The 17818-nt window shown below is 65.9% G+C and carries 17 protein-coding genes; 13 read left to right on the forward strand and 4 right to left on the reverse strand.

Annotated features, from left to right (window positions below; all coding sequences use genetic code 11):
* Positions 1-256 precede the first annotated feature (256 nt).
* On the forward strand, positions 257-3499 hold the full coding sequence (locus EH231_RS28545) for an NAD-glutamate dehydrogenase domain-containing protein (protein WP_478354272.1): 3243 nt from the start codon (positions 257-259) through the stop codon (positions 3497-3499).
* 7 nt (positions 3500-3506) lie between these two features.
* Here the strand turns inward: EH231_RS28545 and EH231_RS28550 are convergent, their stop codons facing one another.
* Positions 3507-3989: an OsmC family protein gene (locus EH231_RS28550; RefSeq protein WP_124713794.1), complete on the reverse strand. Its 483-nt coding sequence runs from the start codon at positions 3987-3989 to the stop codon at positions 3507-3509.
* Positions 3990-4070: 81 nt separating this feature from the next.
* Here EH231_RS28550 and EH231_RS28555 point away from each other — a divergent pair, with 81 nt between their 5' ends.
* Together EH231_RS28555 and EH231_RS28560 are read left to right on the forward strand one after the other, a co-directional pair.
* On the forward strand, positions 4071-5015 hold the full coding sequence (locus tag EH231_RS28555; protein ID WP_124713795.1) for an oxygenase MpaB family protein: 945 nt from the start codon (positions 4071-4073) through the stop codon (positions 5013-5015).
* 13 nt (positions 5016-5028) lie between these two features.
* Positions 5029-5610 carry a TetR/AcrR family transcriptional regulator gene (locus EH231_RS28560; RefSeq protein WP_124713796.1) on the forward strand — a complete coding sequence of 194 codons (582 nt, stop codon included), beginning with the start codon at positions 5029-5031 and terminating at the stop codon, positions 5608-5610.
* Positions 5611-5617: 7 nt separating this feature from the next.
* Here the strand turns inward: EH231_RS28560 and EH231_RS28565 are convergent, their stop codons facing one another.
* Together EH231_RS28565 and EH231_RS28570 are read right to left on the reverse strand one after the other, a co-directional pair.
* Positions 5618-6487 (reverse strand): LysR family transcriptional regulator ArgP, encoded by an 870-nt coding sequence (locus tag EH231_RS28565; protein ID WP_090423967.1) that lies wholly within the window; start codon positions 6485-6487, stop codon positions 5618-5620.
* Between the two features lie 9 nt (positions 6488-6496).
* Positions 6497-7162 carry a TetR/AcrR family transcriptional regulator gene (locus EH231_RS28570; RefSeq protein ID WP_124713797.1) on the reverse strand — a complete coding sequence of 222 codons (666 nt, stop codon included), beginning with the start codon at positions 7160-7162 and terminating at the stop codon, positions 6497-6499.
* 171 nt (positions 7163-7333) lie between these two features.
* On the opposite strand from EH231_RS28570, the gene EH231_RS28575 reads away from it, so the two are divergent.
* The 3 genes from EH231_RS28575 (at position 7334) to EH231_RS28585 (ending at position 9526) form a co-directional block, all read left to right on the forward strand.
* On the forward strand, positions 7334-7576 hold the full coding sequence (locus EH231_RS28575; RefSeq protein WP_090423965.1) for a hypothetical protein: 243 nt from the start codon (positions 7334-7336) through the stop codon (positions 7574-7576).
* 76 nt (positions 7577-7652) lie between these two features.
* Positions 7653-8870, forward strand: a complete 1218-nt coding sequence (locus EH231_RS28580) for a sensor histidine kinase (RefSeq protein WP_090423964.1) — start codon at positions 7653-7655, stop codon at positions 8868-8870.
* Positions 8867-9526: a response regulator transcription factor gene (locus tag EH231_RS28585; RefSeq protein WP_090423963.1), complete on the forward strand. Its 660-nt coding sequence runs from the start codon at positions 8867-8869 to the stop codon at positions 9524-9526. Before EH231_RS28580 ends, EH231_RS28585 begins: the two co-directional genes overlap by 4 nt.
* 68 nt (positions 9527-9594) lie before the next feature.
* Here EH231_RS28585 and ctaD read toward each other — a convergent pair whose 3' ends face one another.
* Positions 9595-11328 (reverse strand): aa3-type cytochrome oxidase subunit I, encoded by a 1734-nt coding sequence (gene ctaD / locus EH231_RS28590; protein WP_124713798.1) that lies wholly within the window; start codon positions 11326-11328, stop codon positions 9595-9597.
* A gap of 290 nt (positions 11329-11618) precedes the next feature.
* Here ctaD and EH231_RS28595 point away from each other — a divergent pair, with 290 nt between their 5' ends.
* The 7 genes from EH231_RS28595 to EH231_RS34135 all read left to right on the forward strand — a co-directional run bounded on the left by EH231_RS28595 (position 11619) and on the right by EH231_RS34135 (position 17816).
* On the forward strand, positions 11619-13079 hold the full coding sequence (locus EH231_RS28595; protein ID WP_124713799.1) for a bifunctional aminoglycoside phosphotransferase/ATP-binding protein: 1461 nt from the start codon (positions 11619-11621) through the stop codon (positions 13077-13079).
* 161 nt (positions 13080-13240) lie between these two features.
* Entirely contained in the window at positions 13241-13915 is a 675-nt protein-coding gene (gene crp, locus EH231_RS28600; RefSeq protein ID WP_090423961.1) for a cAMP-activated global transcriptional regulator CRP, read from the forward strand.
* Between the two features lie 63 nt (positions 13916-13978).
* Entirely contained in the window at positions 13979-14479 is a 501-nt protein-coding gene (locus tag EH231_RS28605) for a MarR family winged helix-turn-helix transcriptional regulator (protein WP_090423960.1), read from the forward strand.
* A 15-nt stretch (positions 14480-14494) separates the two neighbouring features.
* Positions 14495-14911 carry a DUF5313 domain-containing protein gene (locus tag EH231_RS28610; protein ID WP_044515079.1) on the forward strand — a complete coding sequence of 139 codons (417 nt, stop codon included), beginning with the start codon at positions 14495-14497 and terminating at the stop codon, positions 14909-14911.
* Between the two features lie 62 nt (positions 14912-14973).
* Positions 14974-15621 (forward strand): GntR family transcriptional regulator, encoded by a 648-nt coding sequence (locus EH231_RS28615; RefSeq protein WP_241177820.1) that lies wholly within the window; start codon positions 14974-14976, stop codon positions 15619-15621.
* Positions 15618-16877, forward strand: coding sequence for an MFS transporter (locus tag EH231_RS28620; protein ID WP_124713800.1), 1260 nt, complete (start codon positions 15618-15620; stop codon positions 16875-16877). The genes EH231_RS28615 and EH231_RS28620 overlap by 4 nt, the downstream gene beginning before the upstream one ends.
* Before the next feature lie 483 nt (positions 16878-17360).
* On the forward strand, positions 17361-17816 hold the full coding sequence (locus tag EH231_RS34135; RefSeq protein ID WP_206429619.1) for a hypothetical protein: 456 nt from the start codon (positions 17361-17363) through the stop codon (positions 17814-17816).
* Positions 17817-17818: the final 2 nt, after the last annotated feature.

A 17818-nucleotide genomic window follows, 5' to 3' on the forward strand; every position in this document is an offset into this window, starting at 1 on the left:
CACCGCTGGCCGGCCCGAGTCATTCCGCAGTACAGAAACCGTCGGCCGCCGCCGATTCCGGCTTACAGACTGTATTGATCACCACCGGATCGCTGACACTTTGCACCCTCCTCAATGGTGCGCCACACCACAAGATTAGGCCGTCCGTCGAACGCAACCGACGGCATCGATCAACGATGATTGAGGAGACCACACCGTGAACCCGTTGCGCGCCAACGCTATTACGTCCGATGTGCATGATCAGCAGGCCGGGGTTGTGGTACCCGGCCGATTGTTGGAGATCACGGCGCTCGACGATCTGGCGGGGGACGCGGTCGCGGTGAACCTGGACTGGGCCGGCACCGAGGACGGTCGGCTGACCTTCGCACTCGCCGCCCTCGAGCCGGTTCCGTTGCGCCGGATGCTGCCCGCGCTGCAGAGCATGGACCTGGAGGTGCTCGAGGAGCAGGCCGGCACCTGGACCAGGCCGGACGGGCGGATCTGCCATGTCTATCACCTGCTGTTGCAGCCCGGCCCCGATGTCGTCGACGCGCTGGCCGAGCAGCAGGACGGCACCATTGACCGCATCCGCGAAACTTTCCAGGCAATGTGGGCCGGCCGGGTCGAATCGGACGGTTTCAACGCGCTGCTCCTGCGAGCCGCATTGAGCTGGCGACAGGTCACCGTGCTACGCAGCTACAGCCGGTACCTGCGTCAGTTGCCTCTGCCGTACGGCCAGACACGCATCCAGCGGGTCCTGCTGGACAACCCGGATGCCACACGCGCACTGCTCGACCTGTTCGAGGCCCGGTTCGACCGCACCGAGCAACCCGCCGAAAGCCCCCACCGCATCGCCCGCGTCGCCGAGGCCGAGCAGCGGGTGGCCGCCGAGGTCGATCAGGTGCTGCACATTGACGCCGACCGGATCCTGCGCGCGTACCACAACCTGATCAACGCCACCGTGCGCACCAACGCGTTCGCTCCCGACGCCCTCACCGTCTGGGCGCCCTATCTGGTCCACAAGCTCGACGCTCAGGCCATCGATGAGCTGCCACAGCCCCGCCCGCTTTCCGAAATCTTCGTGTACTCACCAGAATTCGAAGGTCTGCATCTCCGCTTCGGGCTGGTCGCCCGCGGCGGCCTGCGTTGGTCAGACCGTCACGACGACTACCGCACCGAGGTCCTGGGACTGGTGAAGGCACAGGCGGTCAAGAACGCGATGATCGTTCCGGCCGGCGCCAAGGGCGTGTTCGTCGTCAAGGCCCGGCCCGCCGCGAGCGAATCCCCCCGCGTGCAGGGCCTGCGAAGCTACCGACAGTTCATCGCCGCATTGCTCGACGTGGTCGACAAGACCGCCTCCGATGACCGGCCCCGGTTCGGCGGCGTGGTCTGCCACGACGGACCCGACCCCTACCTGGTGGTGGCCGCCGACAAGGGGACCGCCACGTTCTCGGACTCGGCCAACGCGGTGGCACTGGACCGCGGCTACTGGATGGGCGACGCCTTCGCATCCGGCGGATCGGCCGGCTACGACCACAAGGCAATGGGGATCACCGCCCGCGGCGCCTGGGTCAGTGGCGACACCCACCTTGCCGAACTCGGCATCGATTCCGCCTCCGACGAGTTCACCGCCGTCGGCGTGGGCGACATGAGCGGGGACGTTTTCGGCAACGGGATGCTGCTGCGTCCGGGGCTGCGGCTGGTGGCCGCATTCGACCACCGCCACATCTTCATCGACCCGCAGCCCGACACCGTGCCGGCCCGCAAGGAACGGCAACGACTGTTCGAACTGCCTCAGTCATCGTGGGATGACTACGACCGTTCCGCGATCAGTCCGGGCGGCGGAGTATGGCCACGGACCGCCAAAACCATTGCCACCACACCGGAAATGCGTGCAGCGCTCGGCATCGCTGACGATGAGGACCGCCTGACTCCGACCCAGTTGATCAGCCATATCCTGCGGGCGCCGGTGGACCTGTTGTTCAACGGCGGAATCGGCACCTATATCAAGGCCGGCGACGAACAGCACTCCGACATCGCGGACAAGGTGAACGATCCGGTGCGGGTGGACGCCGGTGACGTCCGCGCGCGGGTGATCGTCGAGGGCGGGAACCTCGGGCTCTCCCAGCGCGCTCGCATCGAGTACGCCCGCCGGGGCGGCTTGGTGAACACCGACGCCATCGACAACGCGGCCGGAGTGGACTGCTCAGACCACGAGGTCAACATCAAGGTCCTACTGGACGCCGCCGCGCGGTCCGGAATGATCACCGGCAACGCGCGCAACCGACTGCTGGTCGACATGACCGACGAAGTGGCGCAGCTCGTGCTGGCCAACAACCAGGCGCACAATCGTCTGCTCAGCGACGCCCGCTCCAACGCAGCCCAGATGATCGACGTGCACGCCCGCATGACGGCAGATCTCGAGGCCCGGCGCGGGTTGCACCGGACTCGCGAGAACATGCCCAGCCCAGCGGAATTCGCTGACCTGGCCAAGGAGGGTTGTGGTCTGACCGCTCCGCAGTTGGCTACATTGATGGCGCACGTGAAGCTCGACCTCAAGGCCGAACTGCTCAGTGGCGCGATGTTCGACGACCCATACTTCGTCGCACTGCTCAACCGGTATTTCCCGCCGACGTTGCGCCGTCAGCTCGGCGAGCCACTTCCCGAGCATCCCCTGCGCCGGGAGATCATCACCACCTCGATCGTCAACCGCGTGCTGGCCACCTCGGGGCTGACCTTCACATTCCGGCTTTCCGAGGAAACCGGCTCTGCCCCAGCCGATATCGTGCGGGCTCACGCGGTGGCGTCCGAGGTTTTCGACCTCGACACACTCTGGTCGGACATCTATGCCGCCGATCTCTCGCCGGCACTGACGAATGCGATGATCATCGAAGGCCGTCGCCTCCTCGACCGGGCCGCCCGATGGTTTGTGCTCAACCGTCCGCAACCGCTCGACGTCGACGCCGAGATCACCCGATTCAGCAACCAGGTGGCGATGCTGCGCGGACAACTCGGATCGATGCTGCGGGGCCAGGAGCGCGATACCGTCTTGGCGGCGCACGACGACCTGGTGGCCCGCGGTGTACCGGCCGACATCGCCCGCCGGATCAGCGAATCCCTCTATGCGTTCAGCCTTCTGGACATCATCGAGGTCGCCCACGTTCACGGTGAGAACTCGGCCCAACTTGCCAGCATCTATTTCGAACTGTCGGACCGACTGGGAGTGGACCGGCTGTTGCTGGCGGTGTCGTCGCTTCCCCGAGGTGGCCGCTGGCATGCGCAGGCCCGGCTTGCCCTTCGGGAGGACCTGTACCGCTCGTTGCGTGATCTCACGATCGACGTCACCAAGCACGGGATCGAGGGCGCCCAGGCCGCAAGCAGCATCCTCGACTTCGAGGCCTACAACCGCCCGCGGTTGGACCGGGCCAAGCGCACGCTGGACGAGTTCCTCGATTCCGACGCGCCCGATCTGGCGGTCCTGTCGGTGGCCTCAGCCCAGCTGCGCCGGCTCCATCGGTGAGCCGGGATCAGCTCACAGTGACGGTGGGCTCAGTAGTCACCGGAAAGTTGACCGAGTTGGCGATGAAGCACATCCGGTGCGCTTCGTGATGTAGTTCGGTGGCATCACCGGCCCGCTCCGGGTCGGTGATGGTCACCTGCGGCCGTAGTGTCACATCGGTGAAAACACCACTGCCCTCGGCGTTCTCACTCATCGTGCCCTCCGGTCGATCACTGTAGGCAGTGACGACGATGGCCGCCTTGGCGCACAGGGCGAGATACCAGAGCATGTGGCACTGCGACAGGCTGACCACGAGCAGCTCTTCAGGGTTCCAGCGCTGTGGGTCTCCACGGAAGGCCGGATCGGCACTCCCCGGGATGGTCGGCTTACCGGACGCATCGACACCGGTCACGTCGTGATCGCGGGCGTAATCCCGGTAGCCACTGGTCCCAGAACCGGTGTTGCCGGTCCAGGTCACCTCGACCTCGTATCGATGCGTCCGGTTGGCCATGTGAGTGACCGTACCAACCAGCGGCGGCAGCCTCGACGAACCACCGTTGACACATTGGCACAGATAACTAGACTTTGTGCCATGTCGATTGGCAGCATGGCCGACGAAGACGTAGTGCGGCCGAACGTACTGGCAGATTTCCGCAGGCACTCGGGCAGCATCCTGGGAGGCGCCTTCGGCGCAGCGGCTTTCGATGAGGTGGCCCTGGTCCCGGTAGCCGCCGCCGTCGACCGCAGCGGCCGGTTCGAGCGCAACTTCCTCGATCGCGGCGTGCGCAGCGGGTTCTCCGCATTCCTGGCGATCTGGGGTGACGCCGAGGACCGGGAAGCCGAGGGTCACCGGCTACAGACCATGCACCGCGACGTCCGCGGGCACGGCAAAGACGATTTCGCCGAGGTCCGCTACAGCGCCCTGAACCCACGGCTGTGGAACTGGATCGCCATCAGCGGGATCTTCGTGGTCCTGCGCTCGTTCACTCCGGCGACCGGCATCACGATGAACACCGCCGAACAAGAGGCGGCCTATGCCCAGCTGCTCAAGGCCTTCCGCTCGATCGAGCTGCCGGGCGCATCCGCGAAGCTGCCGGGGACCTACTCCGAGGCGACGCGGTACTACGACGAAGTGGTGGAAAAACAACTGCAGGGCAACGAGTTTCTGACCAGGGTGACAACCGGCCTGACCCGGCTGCCGTTGCCAACGCTGCTCCTGCCCGGCCCGGTCCGCTTGGCGCTCACCCCGTCATGGTTGGCGGTCCGGCCGGTCGCGGGCCGGGTGATCAAGGTGTGCTCGTTCGGAATCATGCATCCAGGGGTCCGCGAGCTGACCGGATTCCGCTGGCAGGCCCGGCACGACCGGGAGTTCGCCGTATACACCCGGCTGCTTCAGCTGGCCTGGCGAACGCTGCCGGACCGGCTCCTCCTGGTGCCCCTGGCCTACAACCGGCTGCAGTACGAGAAGTTGGTGCGCCTGCACCGATCGGTGGCGCTCGATTCATTCGCGTCGCTGGGATGCCCGGCAGCGGGCTGACACACTGGTAGCGATGCCACGCAGCAACGCCAGCCAATCCGAACAGGAAGACGCCATCCTCAAGGCCACCGCCGAGGAGGTGGCGCTCGTCGGGCTGGGCCGGGCCAGTCTGGATGTCGTCGCCAAGCAAGCCGGCGTCAGCCGGCGCACGCTCTACCGTCGTTTTCCCACCCGCGACGCGCTCATCACCGAACTCGGGAGGCGCACCTTCGACGCGGCGATGCACCGGCTGCGCACCGTTGCAATCGATTCCGGTCCCAGCGAGGCTGCGGTGGCAGCGTTCTGTGAAGGTGTGCGGCTATTGACCACCGAACCAGTGATGCGCCGGTTCCTGCGACTGGACACCGATTTCACCGCAGTGGCCGGTGCCTACGACCAGGCTCCGGCTTTTCTCCACCATGCGTCGTCAGCGATGGCAAAGGCACTGCGCGCCGCAGGCGCGACCATGCCCGACGCCGACCTGCTGGCCGTGGCCGAGTTGCACATCAGGCTGGCGTGCTCGCTGGCCCAGATGCCCACTGCGGTGCTGGACGTCAACGATGGCGACGCGGTTCGCGAATACGCGCGGAAACACCTGGCGCCGCTGGTGCACTAGCGGCGCCTCAAAACCGCGTCGACCCGCGCAGCGTCCCCGCCGCGTTGCGGACAGCCGCCGTGATGGTCTCGACGGTGCGACTGTCGAGCTTCCAGCACTGCCAGTACAACGGCACGTCCAGATATTGCTCGGTGATCCGGACGAAGTCGTCGTCGACGAGTTCCTCGGGGTACATCCCCCAGCCCAACCCCGCCCGCACCGCGGCACCGAACCCCTCGGCGGTCGGGATGTAATGCACCGGTCTAAGGATATCCTTGCGGAATTCCTTGCGCACCAATTGATCCTGCAGTGCATCGTCACGGTTCCAGGACAGCGACGGTGCCGCCTGCGCGGCGTCGCGGGTGAATCCCTCGGGCAGGTACCGCTGCACGTAGTCCGCGCTCGCCACCGGCACGTAGCGCATCGCTCCCAGCGGATGCACCCGGCAGCCCGGGACCGCGCTCCGCTCGGTGGTCACCGCACCCATCACCACGCCCTCACGCAGCAGACGCGCCGAGAGGTCTTGGTCCTCGATCCTGATGTCGAACAGGAACTCGGCCGCCTGGGCGAACACACCGGTGAACCAGGTCGCCATCGAATCGGCGTTGACCGCCAGCGCGATCCTGGTGCGGCGCGCCGAGCCGCCACCCATCTCGGCCAGGGTCTCGGACTCCAACAGTGCCGTCTGAGCCGCGAGCCTCAGCAGCGGAACACCGGCAGATGTTGCTGTGCAGGGCTTTTCGCGGACCACAAGCACCTGACCGACGCGTTGCTCCAGCGACTTGATGCGCTGGCTGATCGCCGACGGGGTCACATGCAGACGCTGCGCGGCCGCGTCGAAGCTCCCCAGCTCGACCACCGCGGCGAAGGCAGCGAGCTGCTGGCCGTCGATCTGCACGCAACGATCCTAGTCGGGCAGACTCTCGGCGCCGCGCAAACCGCCGCCCGTGAACCGGACGAGCTGGTCGACCCAACCGCGGTCCAGGCCGGCGGGACCGAGGGGGCGTCCGTAGAGCGCGAGGTCGGAGCTGGCGAGCGCACCGATCATCGAAAAGATGGCAATTGTGCTGCGCTGCTGACCTTCTCTGGTCTGAATATCGGGCACCGCACGACCCGCCGCAGCGAAGAACAACTCCGGCAGACTCGGTGTACCCGCCAACTGGTCGAGCCAGATCTGGTCTTCGTCCAGGGCCAGCTGATTCATCACCTTGAGCCAGCGCAATCCACCGACCGGATCGTCGTCGAGCAGGCGGACGTACGGTGCGATCAGCGCCTCCACGACATCGCGGACACCGATCTCGTTGCCCGACTGGGCTACTCGCACGAGCTCCTGGACAACGGCCTCGAACACGATCGGGGCGCGCCGCCGGGCCACCTCCAGCACCAGGTCCCGCTTGGCGGGGAAATGGTAGGCCACTGCGCGGCTGGCCACGCCGGCCTCGCGGGCCACCGCGCGTGCCGCCACCGCACCGATCGACGTCTCGGCGAACATTCGCTCTGCGGTGTCGACGATCAGTGTTCGGGTGTCGACATCACGTCGGGGACCACGTCTGCGGGTCGGACTCTGGACCACGGTACGAGCGTAATCACTCGCGGCCTGATCGTCCTGTGGTCGGTGCAGATCTCCTACTACGGTCGTAGTTCAAGATCGGACACCAGCGCGATGTGGGCTGACCTGCATTCTTCGTAGCGTCGAGCCATGACACGAGCACAGCGTTCCCCAGCTATCTCGATAGCGAATTCCATGACTGGTGTCGCCCGCGGATGGACGGCGAAAGACGCCGTATTCACCCCACCGGTGACCGCCCCGGCGATCCCGGCCGGCCTGCAACCCCGGGAGGGCCGCCGCTGGCGGCGCGCCCTGGCCGCGGTGCGTGCGGCACTGGCCGCCGTGCCCCGACCCGATCTGAAGCAGCCCTACTACCCGCCGCTGCGTGAAGGCTTCGTGGAGGACGCCGCCATGGCACGCGAGATGTGGCGACTCTGAATTGCTGAAATCCGCCCCCCGAAAATCCAACCGTAGTAGGAGGCGCGACAGCGCTCTGACCTTCTACGATCACAACATGCTCGGTAGCATCGCGCGCGGCTTCCGTGCGCACGTGCGCCGGCGGGGGTACGCCCTCCCGGTGGGCTACAACTGGGCCATCGTGTTGGCGTTCGACACCACGGTGATCGGCGCCGGTGTGGTGGCCGTGTTGCAGCGCCCGACAGCCGACCTCCCGGCGAGCCTCCTCGCGCTCGTCGTCTGCACAGCCCCGTTCGCGCTGTTCTACCTGTCCGGCGTCGACTTCAAGGCACCGATCGTCTGGGCGACATGGACCACCTCGACCGCCGTGTTGCTGTTCGCGACGGCCACACCTGTATCCAATGATTTCGCTCCGCTGATCGCGGTACTGATGGTCGGCGAGGTCGCCTCCCTTACCGGGGTCTGGGGTGGATTTCTGGCCTCGCTGACCGCGGCCACCCTGCTGCTGACCGCCGCCTCGCAACACCGCCTCGACGCCCTGCCGCTCTACCTGGGGATCCTCGGAATGGGTTGGCTGGTGGGTTATCTCGTATTCACCCAGCAGCAACTCATGCGACAGCAACAGGAGTCCCAGGCCGCGCAGTCCCGGCACGCCGCGGCCGATGAACGGCGCCGCATCGCCCGCGAGGTCCATGACGTGATCGCGCATTCGCTGAGCGTGACCCTGCTGCATGTGACGGGGGCGCGGCGCGGGTTGCAGCAGGACCGTGATGTGGACGACGCCGTCGAGGCACTGGAGCAGGCTGAACGCCTGGGCCGTCAGGCCATGGCAGATATTCGCCGCACGGTCGGATTACTCGACGGCGCCCCGATGAGCATGGCTCCCGAGCCCGGAGTCGACGACATCAGCTGCCTGGTCGACGATTTCGTGCGGGCCGGGCTCAATGTACGATTCGACGCCACCGGCCACACCGAGGTGGTCTCCGCCGCGGTGGGCTTGGCGTTGTATCGCATCGCCCAGGAGTCTCTGGCCAACATCGCCAAACACGCACCTGACGCGGAAGCGACCGTGTTACTGCGAATTTCACGGACCTCGGCGACGCTGACCGTCGCCAACCGGCTCCCGGTCCCCGCGTTGGCCGTCAGGAACGGCCGCGATGTGGAGGGCCGCGGTGTGAGCGGCATGCGCCAACGCGTCGAGTTGCTCGGCGGGATCATCAGCGTCGGCCCGGCCGATGACGCGTGGTCGGTGCGCACGAACATTCCGTTGGACGACACTGACCGGGCGCCCCGCCGGTGCCCCGTGGTGTCATGACGGACCCCGTGTCCGAGGTCTCGGTCCTCCTGGTCGACGATCAGGATCTGGTGCGCTCCGGACTGCGACGCATTCTGCGGCGCAAAGACGGGTTCGTGATCGTCGCCGAATGCGCCGACGGCGATGAGGTGCCCGATGCCGTCACCCGATACCGCCCCGACGTGGTGGTGATGGATCTGCGGATGAAGCGCGTCGACGGGATCGAAGCCACCCGGCAGGTGACCGCGGCCGGTGGACCCCCGGTGCTGGCGCTGACCACGTTCAACGACGACGAGTTGCTCTCCGGGGCGCTGCGCGCCGGCGCCAGTGGATTCGTGCTGAAGGACTCCTCGGCCGAGGAACTGATCCGGGCGGTCCGCGCGGTGGCACAGGGCGACAGCTACCTCGACCCGGCGGTGACGTCACGGGTGCTCACCACCTACCGCAAGTCGGCAGAGCCACGTCGCGCCGCCGTCGGCGAGCTCACGGCCCGCGAACTCGATGTGCTGACACTGATCGCCAAGGGGCACTCCAACGCCGAGATCGCCGATGAACTCAGCATCTCCGGACTCACCGTCAAGAGCCACATCGGCCACATCTTCATCAAGCTCGACCTGCGTGACCGCGCTGCCGCGATCATCCACGCGTACGACACCGGGCTCGTCAGTCCCCAGTGACCCGATCCGGGCGTACCCCGCCTCAGGGGGATGGGAGGAGGCGGGGTACGCGGCTCTCGGCGAGCAGATCACGGGACTTTGCTCAGGGCACCACTCTCAAGTTCCGGATGGTGGTTGCGGCCGACGTGGGCCTCGGCACGCATCCGCTCGACCATGTGCGGGTAGTGCAGCTCGAACGCCGGGCGCTCCGAACGGATCCGGGGCAGCTCGGTGAAGTTGTGCCGCGGCGGCGGGCACGAGGTCGCCCACTCCAGCGAGTTCCCGTGGCCCCACGGATCATCGACGGTCACGGGCTCGCCGTAGCGCCAGCTTCGGAACACGTTCCACACGAACGGCAGGATCGAGATCCCCAGGATGAACGAACCGATCGTGGAGATCACGTTGAGCGTGGTGAACCCGTCGGTGGGCAGATAGTCCGCGTAGCGGCGCGGCATGCCCTCGTCACCGACCCAGTGCTGCACCAGGAACGTGAGGTGGAAGCCGATGAAGGTCAGCCAGAAGTGCACCTTGCCCAGCCGTTCATCGAGCAGACGTCCGGTCATCTTCGGGAACCAGAAGTACACACCGGCGTAGGTGGCGAACACGATCGTTCCGAACAGCGTGTAGTGGAAATGCGCGACGACGAAATAACTCTCGGTGACCTGGAAGTCGATCGGCGGGCTGGCCAGCAGCACGCCGGACAGGCCACCCAGCAGGAAGGTGATCAGGAAGCCGACCGAGAACAGCATCGGTGTCTCGAATGTCAGCTGGCCCTTCCACATCGTGCCGATCCAGTTGAAGAACTTGATGCCGGTCGGGACCGCGATCAGGAACGTCATGAAGGAGAAGAACGGCAGCAGGACCGCACCGGTGGCGTACATGTGGTGCGCCCACACCGCGACCGACAGGGCCGCGATGCTGATGGTGGCGTAGACCAGCGTGGTGTAACCGAAGATCGGCTTGCGGCTGAACACCGGAATGATCTCGGATACGACGCCGAAGAACGGCAGCGCGAGCACGTACACCTCGGGATGGCCGAAAAACCAGAACAGGTGCTGGAAGAGCAACACGCCACCGTTGGCCGGGTCGTAGATGTGCGCGCCGAGTCGCCGGTCGGCGGCCAACCCGAACAGCGCCGCGGTCAGCAGCGGAAACACGATCACCACCAACATCGAGGTCACCAGGATGTTCCAGGTGAAGATCGGCATCCGGAACATCGTCATGCCGGGCGCACGCATGCACACCACGGTCGTGATCATGTTGACCGCGCCGAGAATCGTGCCAAGACCACCGACGGCCAGGCCCAGGATCCACAGATCCGCGCCCGCTCCCGGCGAATGGATGGCATCGGTCAGCGGGGTATAGGCGGTCCAGCCGAAGTCGGCGGCGCCGCCGGGGGTGATGAACCCGCCGAGCGCGATGAGCGCGCCGAACAGGAACAGCCAGTAGGAGAGCGCATTGAGGCGCGGGAACGCCACGTCGGGCGCGCCGATCTGCAACGGCAGCACCAGGTTGGCGAAGCCGAACACGATCGGGGTGGCGTAGAACAGCAGCATCACCGTGCCGTGCATGGTGAACAGCTGGTTGAACTGTTCGTTGGAGAGGAACTGCAGCCCGGGTTCGGCCAGTTCGGTACGCATGAACAACGCCATCAGCCCGCCGATGGCGAAGAACGTGAAACACGTGACGCAGTACATGATGCCGATCAGCTTGTGATCGGTCGTGGTGATGAGCTTGTAGATCAGGTTGCCCTTGGGGCCCATCCGTTCCGGAAAAGGACGGCCTGCCTCGAGTTCTCCGATTGGAGGGGCTTCGGCAGTCAAAACAGAACCTCTCTTCTATCCCCCTGTGAACATGTCCGTTCCGAGCAATGACCTGCAATCAAGATCACCAAGAGAAGACTCGCGGGCGCACGCCGGCAGGAGAAGGGTCTTTGGTCCTCAATGTCGGATCCGGTGAGCTTGTCGGAGCCCGATCGAGATTGACTGTGCGGCAACATGAATCACCACCGACGTAAATAAGTGCGTTCAGCAGTGGCACTCGGCGCCCGGGAAGGACAGAAAGGGACCAAAGACCCCTGCCGCCATGCGCCCGCGGGCAGCCATCATGAGGTATGGACGCTTCAGCTTTACCGGCCCCGGAGATCCATGAGACGCATACCGGGATCGTCGCCTTGATCGGCGACCGGGCATACAAGGTCAAGAAACCCGTCGTCACGGATTTCCTCGACTTCAGCTCGGTAGAGCAGCGCGAACAAGTATGTGCACGTGAGGTTCAGCTGAACCGGCGACTCGCGGCCGACAGTTATCTGGGAGTCGCCCACCTCTCGGATCCGCAAGGTGGTCCGCCCGAGCCCGTGATCGTGATGCGCAGATACCCCGACGCGCGCCGGCTGACGTCGATCGTCCTCCACGGTGAGCCGGTGGTTGAGCATCTGTCGGCGGTCGCCGAGGCGTTGGCGCGGTTCCACGCGGACGCCGAAAGGTCTGCGGATATCGACGCCGCAGCCGAGGTCCCCGCGATTGCAGGCCGTTGGCATGACAACATCTCTGAACTCCACCGGCGGGCGGGAACCGTGGTACCCGCGGAGTCGGTGGCCGAGGTCGGCCGGTTGGCCGACCAGTTCATGAACGGTCGCGCCGCGCTGTTCGCCGACCGGATCGCCAACCGGCGCATCGTCGACGGCCACGGCGACCTGCTGACCGGCGACATCTTCTGCATGGCGGACGGTCCGGTGATCCTCGACTGTCTCGAGTTCGATGACAGCCTGCGTCATGTCGACTGCGCCGACGATGCCGCATTTCTGGCGATGGACCTGGAGTTTCTCGGCCGCAAGGACTTGGCCGACTACTTCATCGCCGAGTATCAGCGGCTCTCCGGGGACGTCGCGCCGACATCCTTGATGGACTTCCTGATCGCCTACCGGGCCGTGGTCCGCGCGAAGACCGACTGCATCAGGGTCGAGCAGGGCATCGAGACCGCGGGGGCCGACGCACGGCGCCACCTGGCTGTCGCCCTCGATCACCTCCGCAGGGGCGCAGTCCGGCTGATCCTTATCGGCGGTGGCCCGGGCACCGGCAAGACGACACTGGCGTACGCGTTGGCAGAACAGATATCGGCGCAGGTCATTTCCACCGACGATGTGCGCCGCCAGTTGCGGGAGCAGGGTCTCGTAGCGGGCGATGTGGGGATCTTGAACGAGGGCCTCTACAGCAGCGACAACGTGGCAGCTGTGTACGACGCGGTGCTTCAGAAGGCCGACAGCGCCCTCGCCGAGGGCCGCTCGGTGATCCTCGACGGTACGTGGCGCGACCCGGAACTTCGGCGGCGGGCACGTCACATCGCCTCCGAAAGAGGCTGCCCTACAACCGAATTGGCATGTACAGCGCCCATCGACGAAGCCAAGAAGCGGATAGCGCAGCGACAGACCACCACGTCAGATGCCACACCACAGATCGCCGAGGGTTTCGCGGCCGGCGGCGCCGAATGGTCTGACGCCCATCTCATCAACACGCGCCGCCCGCTGGCGGACTCCGTCGCCGAAGCTCAACGGATCTGTTGCTCGACGATCTGAACCCGGCGGTCACCGCCATTACGAAATGAGGTGGCGGTGTAAAACCCGCAGCCAGCGCAGGCCGACAGCCCTTGTAAAGTAGAAAGGCAGCCACGTTCCCGGCTGCGACCTGCACAAAAACACCGTATCGCCGCGTTTGGCGCATCCACCGAGGGGGATTCATGAACGAAGTGCTGGCCCGCGCCGGCATCTTCCAAGGTGTGTCGCCAGATGCCGTGGCCGCCCTGGTCCGACAGTTGGAGCCCGTGACCTTCCGTCGCGGAGAGGTGGTGTTCGCCGAGGGCGAGCCCGGCGACACGCTGTACATCATCACCGCGGGCAAGGTGAAGATCGGCCGCAAGTCGGTGGACGGCCGCGACAGCCTGATCACGCTGATGGGCCCCTCGGACATGTTCGGTGAGCTCGCCATCTTCGATCCGGGGCCGCGAACCTCGACCGTGACAGCGCTGACCGAGCTGAAAACGGTCGTGATGAGCCGCAGCGTGCTGCGGAGTTGGATCGCCGATCGGCCCGAGATCGCCGAGCAGCTCCTGCGCGTGCTGGCGCGTCGGTTGCGCCGCACCAACGACAACCTGTCGGATCTGATCTTCACCGACGTGCCGGGCCGGGTGGCCAAGCAGCTGCTCTACCTGGCGCAACGGTTCGGCAGCCGTGACGGCTCCGCGCTGCGCGTGGATCACGAGCTGACCCAGGAAGAGATCGCCCAGCTCGTGGGGTCCTCGCGGGAGACGGTCAACAAAGCGCTGTCGGACTTCGCGCAGCGAGGCTGGATCCGCGTGCAGGGACGAAGCATCCTGATCGACAACGCCGAGCGCCTGGCCAAACGCGCGCACTGACCGAGTGACCGTGTGACGGTCGAGACATTGTTAGTACCCTAACTATTAGGGTACGTTTATTTTGTGTCCGCAGTATCCGAAGCGCCAAAGCTCAGCTCCGATCCATTGGCCCTCGAACGGCAGGTCTGTTTCGCACTGGCCGTCAGTAACCGCGCGGTGCTCGCCGTCTACCGGCCCCTGCTCGAACCGTTGGGCCTGACCCATCCGCAGTACCTGGTGATGCTGGCACTGTGGGATCACCAGCGGTCCAGCTCGGGTGGCAATCCCCCGCTCTCGGTCAAGGAGATCGCTTCCGCGCTGCAACTCGATTCCGCGACGCTGTCGCCGATGCTCAAACGGCTGGAAGCGCTGGGCCTACTGACCCGCAGCCGCCGGGCCGGCGATGAACGCGCGACCGATGTCGAGCTCACCCAGGCCGGGGTCGCCCTGCGTGAACGGGCACTGGCCATCCCACCCGCGGTGGTGGAACGCCTGGGCGTCGACATCGCCGAGCTCGAGGAACTGCATCGGGTGTTGACCCGTATCAATGTGGCTGCACTGGCGGCCAATTCACTCACCGATTGACACCAGGAGCCCCTCATGGCCAAGGACCGTCCCAACTTCTTCCAGTACATCGCTTACTGCTACGGCAAGCGGTTGCCCGACTCCATGCGCGAGTGGGTGGCCCATGACCTGGCCGACCACGGGGCCGTGCGCCGGCACCTGATCCGGATGGCGATCCCGCCGCTGTTCGTACTGGCGCCGCTCTGGCTGCTGCCGGCCTCGCTGTACGTGCACATGGAGATGACCGTGCCGATCTACATCTGGGCCATCTTGATGGCACTCGCGCTGAACAAGATCTGGCGCCGGCACCGGCTGGCGCAGCACGGCCTCGACCCCAACCTGGTCGACGAGATCCAGTACAAGAAAGACCAGAAGAAGCACGAGGACTACATCCGGCGGTTCGGACCACGCCCGGAATCCTCCAAGTACCAGGCCAACAGCAGCCCGTTCTAGGCATTCCCCCTGGATAGACCCCTTGCATGCAAGCTTGCATGCAAGGGGTATCGTGGTCTCTCGTGGTCACGGACGAGAAATCGAGCAACAGCCAGCGCGTCTACCGGATGACCAAGGATCAGATCCTCTCCGGTGAGTTTCGAGGCGGGCAGCTGCTCAGTGAGGTAGAGGTGGCGACGCAACTCGGCGTCAGCCGCACACCCGTGCACGAAGCGTTTCTGCGCCTGGCCGCCGAGGACTTCCTCGATCTGATGCCGCGTCGCGGTGCCGTCGTCGTCCCGGTCTCCCCGCAGGAGGCCACCGACCTGCTGGAGATGCGCCTGGCGCTGGAGACCGCGGCCGTGCGCCGGTTGTGCCGGTCACCGGAATCCATCGACACACTGTTCGGCGAGCTCACCGAGTTGGTGGAGCGCCAGCGCCACGGCGCGGCCATCGGCGACGCCGATCAGTTCGCGGCGGCCGACGACGCCTTTCACCGCCGAATTGTGGAGGTCGCCGGGAACACGATCGCCGGCCGCTTCTACGGTTCACTCAGCGACCGGCAGCGCCGCATGATGGCCGACGCCGCCCGCTCGGACTCTGCCCGGCTGACCGAGTTGATCGGCGAGCACGCGGAATTGGCCGATGCGATCGGCCGACGCGATGTGCAGGCCTTCGAGGGCGCCCTGCTGGCACATCTGGAAGCGACCTACCGGGTGGTGCTGGCATGACCGCCGTCGCAATTGAATCCCGAGAGGCGCCGGAACGGACTCGGCACCACATGCCGCCCTGGCTCGCGGTGGCCATCGCGGTCTTCTGCATCGGTTGGGGCGGAAACCAATTCACCCCGCTGCTGATCGCCTACGCCCAGCACTCCGGATACACACGAGTGGACGTGGACATCCTGTTGGGCGCCTACGTGCTCGGCCTGATCCCGGGCCTGCTGATCGCCTCGACGTTGTCGGACCGCCACGGTCGGCGCACCGTCATGGCCGCCGGCGTCATCAGTGCCGCCCTGGGCAGTCTCGTCCTGGCGATCGGTGACGGCTGGGGCTTCCCGGCCCTGTTCGTCGGCCGCTTGTTCAGCGGCGTGGCCGTCGGTATCGCGATGGCCGTCGGTTCGGCATGGATCGCCGAGCTCTCTCGGCCACCCTTCGACAATGCGCCTGCCGGTGCCGGGGCGCGCCGCGCCTCCATCTGCCTGTCGTTGGGCTTCGGGGTCGGGCCGCTGTGCGCCGGACTGCTCACCGTGTACGCACCGCTGCCGCTGGTGTTGACATATCTGGTCCATGCCGCCCTGTGCGTGCCGGTGCTGTGGGCGGTGTGGACTCGGACCGCCGAGACGCGTGAGCGCATGACCTCGCGGCCCTTCCTGGATGGATTGAAGGTGCCCGCGGCCGGACACCGCCGGTTCCTTCATGTCATTGTTCCCATGGCGCCGTGGATCTTTGGTTCGGCAGCCATCGCGTACGCGGTGGTGCCGGCACTCGTCGCCGACCAGCTCGGCTCCTGGGCTCTGCTCTACACCGTCGGGTTGACGGTGCTGACGCTGGGCTGCGGTGTCGCGATCCAGCCGGTCGCGCGGCGCCTCGACGACGTGTCCAGCTCGCGTGCCGTGGTGGTGTCGATGGCGTTGATGGCGTTGGGCATCTTCGCCGCGGTGGCCACCGCCGTCACCCGTTCGGCGCTCGTCGCGCCGCTGGTCGCGATGCTGCTCGGCAGCGCGTACGGAATCGCTATCGTGTCGGGTCTCCTTGAGATCCAACGCATTGCGCCGCCCGACGAGCTCGCCGGTATCTCCGGGGTCTACTACTCCCTGGCCTACCTCGGGTTCCTGCTGCCCGCGGCACTGGCCGCGTTGGCGCACTGGTTCAGCTATCCGGTGATGCTGAGCGCTGTGGGGCTGTTGGCGATTGTCTGCACGGCGGTGTGTGCGTCGGGGTGGGCGAAGCATCTGGAGCCGCAGACTCACCCGCAACCTGCGTGAGAGCGGCTGTCACTCAACCAAACTCGGCCAAGTGCCTGGATGCTTGGACGCACAAGGCCGTGGAGAGCGCGCTCGTAGCGTTGGGACTGGGCGCCAATCCGCCGGACTACCACATCGGGTCGCCTTGTGTACCTGCGTTTGGGAGATCCCGTACACACCCGCACGCCTCGTGAGATACCGTTCAGCACGTTAATTGACGCGAACGAAAGGGGTACGGCAGTGCGGGCACACAAGCTTTGTACGGGCGGGACGCAGTTGATGCAGGTCGAACCGAGCGACGTCGCGGTATACCTTTTTGACGTCTCTGTGACGCGAGTCGAGTAAAACGCTGTGCCATCGTCGACCGCCGGTGCAAAAGGGCAAGCAGCGGGGGTTGACGCCCGGCAGCAGAGCCCTACTGGACGCACAGAAATCCGGCTAGCAACTCACGCCCGGTCCGCGCTGGCGGTAGCCTCACCACACCGGAAAAGCTAGGGGGCAGCAATGAGCCAGGCCGACGAGAACCATCTGCCGACAGAGCCACCGCCAGGGGCCCCGACAACTCCGCCGCCACTGCTGCAACCCAACCTGAACCCGCCGCCCGGCTACCTGGGAAGCGCTGGCACACAGCCCTACCCGTACCCGTACCCGTCCCCGGTGCCCGCGGTCCACGTCACCATGTACGCCCCGCCCGTAGCCGCGAAAAACCCCGGGCTCGCAGCCTTGCTGGCTGCGCTGTTCGGCTGCCTGGGCATGCTCTACGCGACCGTGCCTGGAGCCTTCATCATGTTCGGCATCAACGTGCTGCTGTTCTTGATCGGGTTCTTCACCCTCGGCATGACCTGGTTCCTCTGGTTGTTCACCTGGATCGGTGGTATCGCGTGGGCCTACATGGCCGCCGACACGCACAACAAGAAGTTGTTGCCCGCGCCGCCGTATTACCCTCCGTCACCACATTGATC

Source organism: Mycolicibacterium nivoides (assembly GCF_003855255.1).
Lineage (GTDB): Bacteria > Actinomycetota > Actinomycetes > Mycobacteriales > Mycobacteriaceae > Mycobacterium > Mycobacterium nivoides.

Excerpts from the sequence above, each read along its gene's own strand:
- EH231_RS28560 (WP_124713796.1), top strand. The coding sequence starts at position 5,029 with ATGCCACGCAGCAACGCCAGCCAATCCGAACAGGAAGACGCCATCCTC.
- EH231_RS34135 (WP_206429619.1), top strand. The coding sequence starts at position 17,361 with ATGAGCCAGGCCGACGAGAACCATCTGCCGACAGAGCCACCGCCAGGG.
- EH231_RS28610 (WP_044515079.1), top strand. The coding sequence starts at position 14,495 with ATGGCCAAGGACCGTCCCAACTTCTTCCAGTACATCGCTTACTGCTAC.
- EH231_RS28555 (WP_124713795.1), top strand. The coding sequence starts at position 4,071 with ATGTCGATTGGCAGCATGGCCGACGAAGACGTAGTGCGGCCGAACGTA.
- crp (WP_090423961.1), top strand. The coding sequence starts at position 13,241 with ATGAACGAAGTGCTGGCCCGCGCCGGCATCTTCCAAGGTGTGTCGCCA.
- EH231_RS28580 (WP_090423964.1), top strand. The coding sequence starts at position 7,653 with ATGCTCGGTAGCATCGCGCGCGGCTTCCGTGCGCACGTGCGCCGGCGG.
- EH231_RS28595 (WP_124713799.1), top strand. The coding sequence starts at position 11,619 with ATGGACGCTTCAGCTTTACCGGCCCCGGAGATCCATGAGACGCATACC.
- EH231_RS28585 (WP_090423963.1), top strand. The coding sequence starts at position 8,867 with ATGACGGACCCCGTGTCCGAGGTCTCGGTCCTCCTGGTCGACGATCAG.
- EH231_RS28620 (WP_124713800.1), top strand. The coding sequence starts at position 15,618 with ATGACCGCCGTCGCAATTGAATCCCGAGAGGCGCCGGAACGGACTCGG.
- EH231_RS28575 (WP_090423965.1), top strand. The coding sequence starts at position 7,334 with ATGACTGGTGTCGCCCGCGGATGGACGGCGAAAGACGCCGTATTCACC.
- EH231_RS28550 (WP_124713794.1), bottom strand. The coding sequence starts at position 3,989 with ATGGCCAACCGGACGCATCGATACGAGGTCGAGGTGACCTGGACCGGC.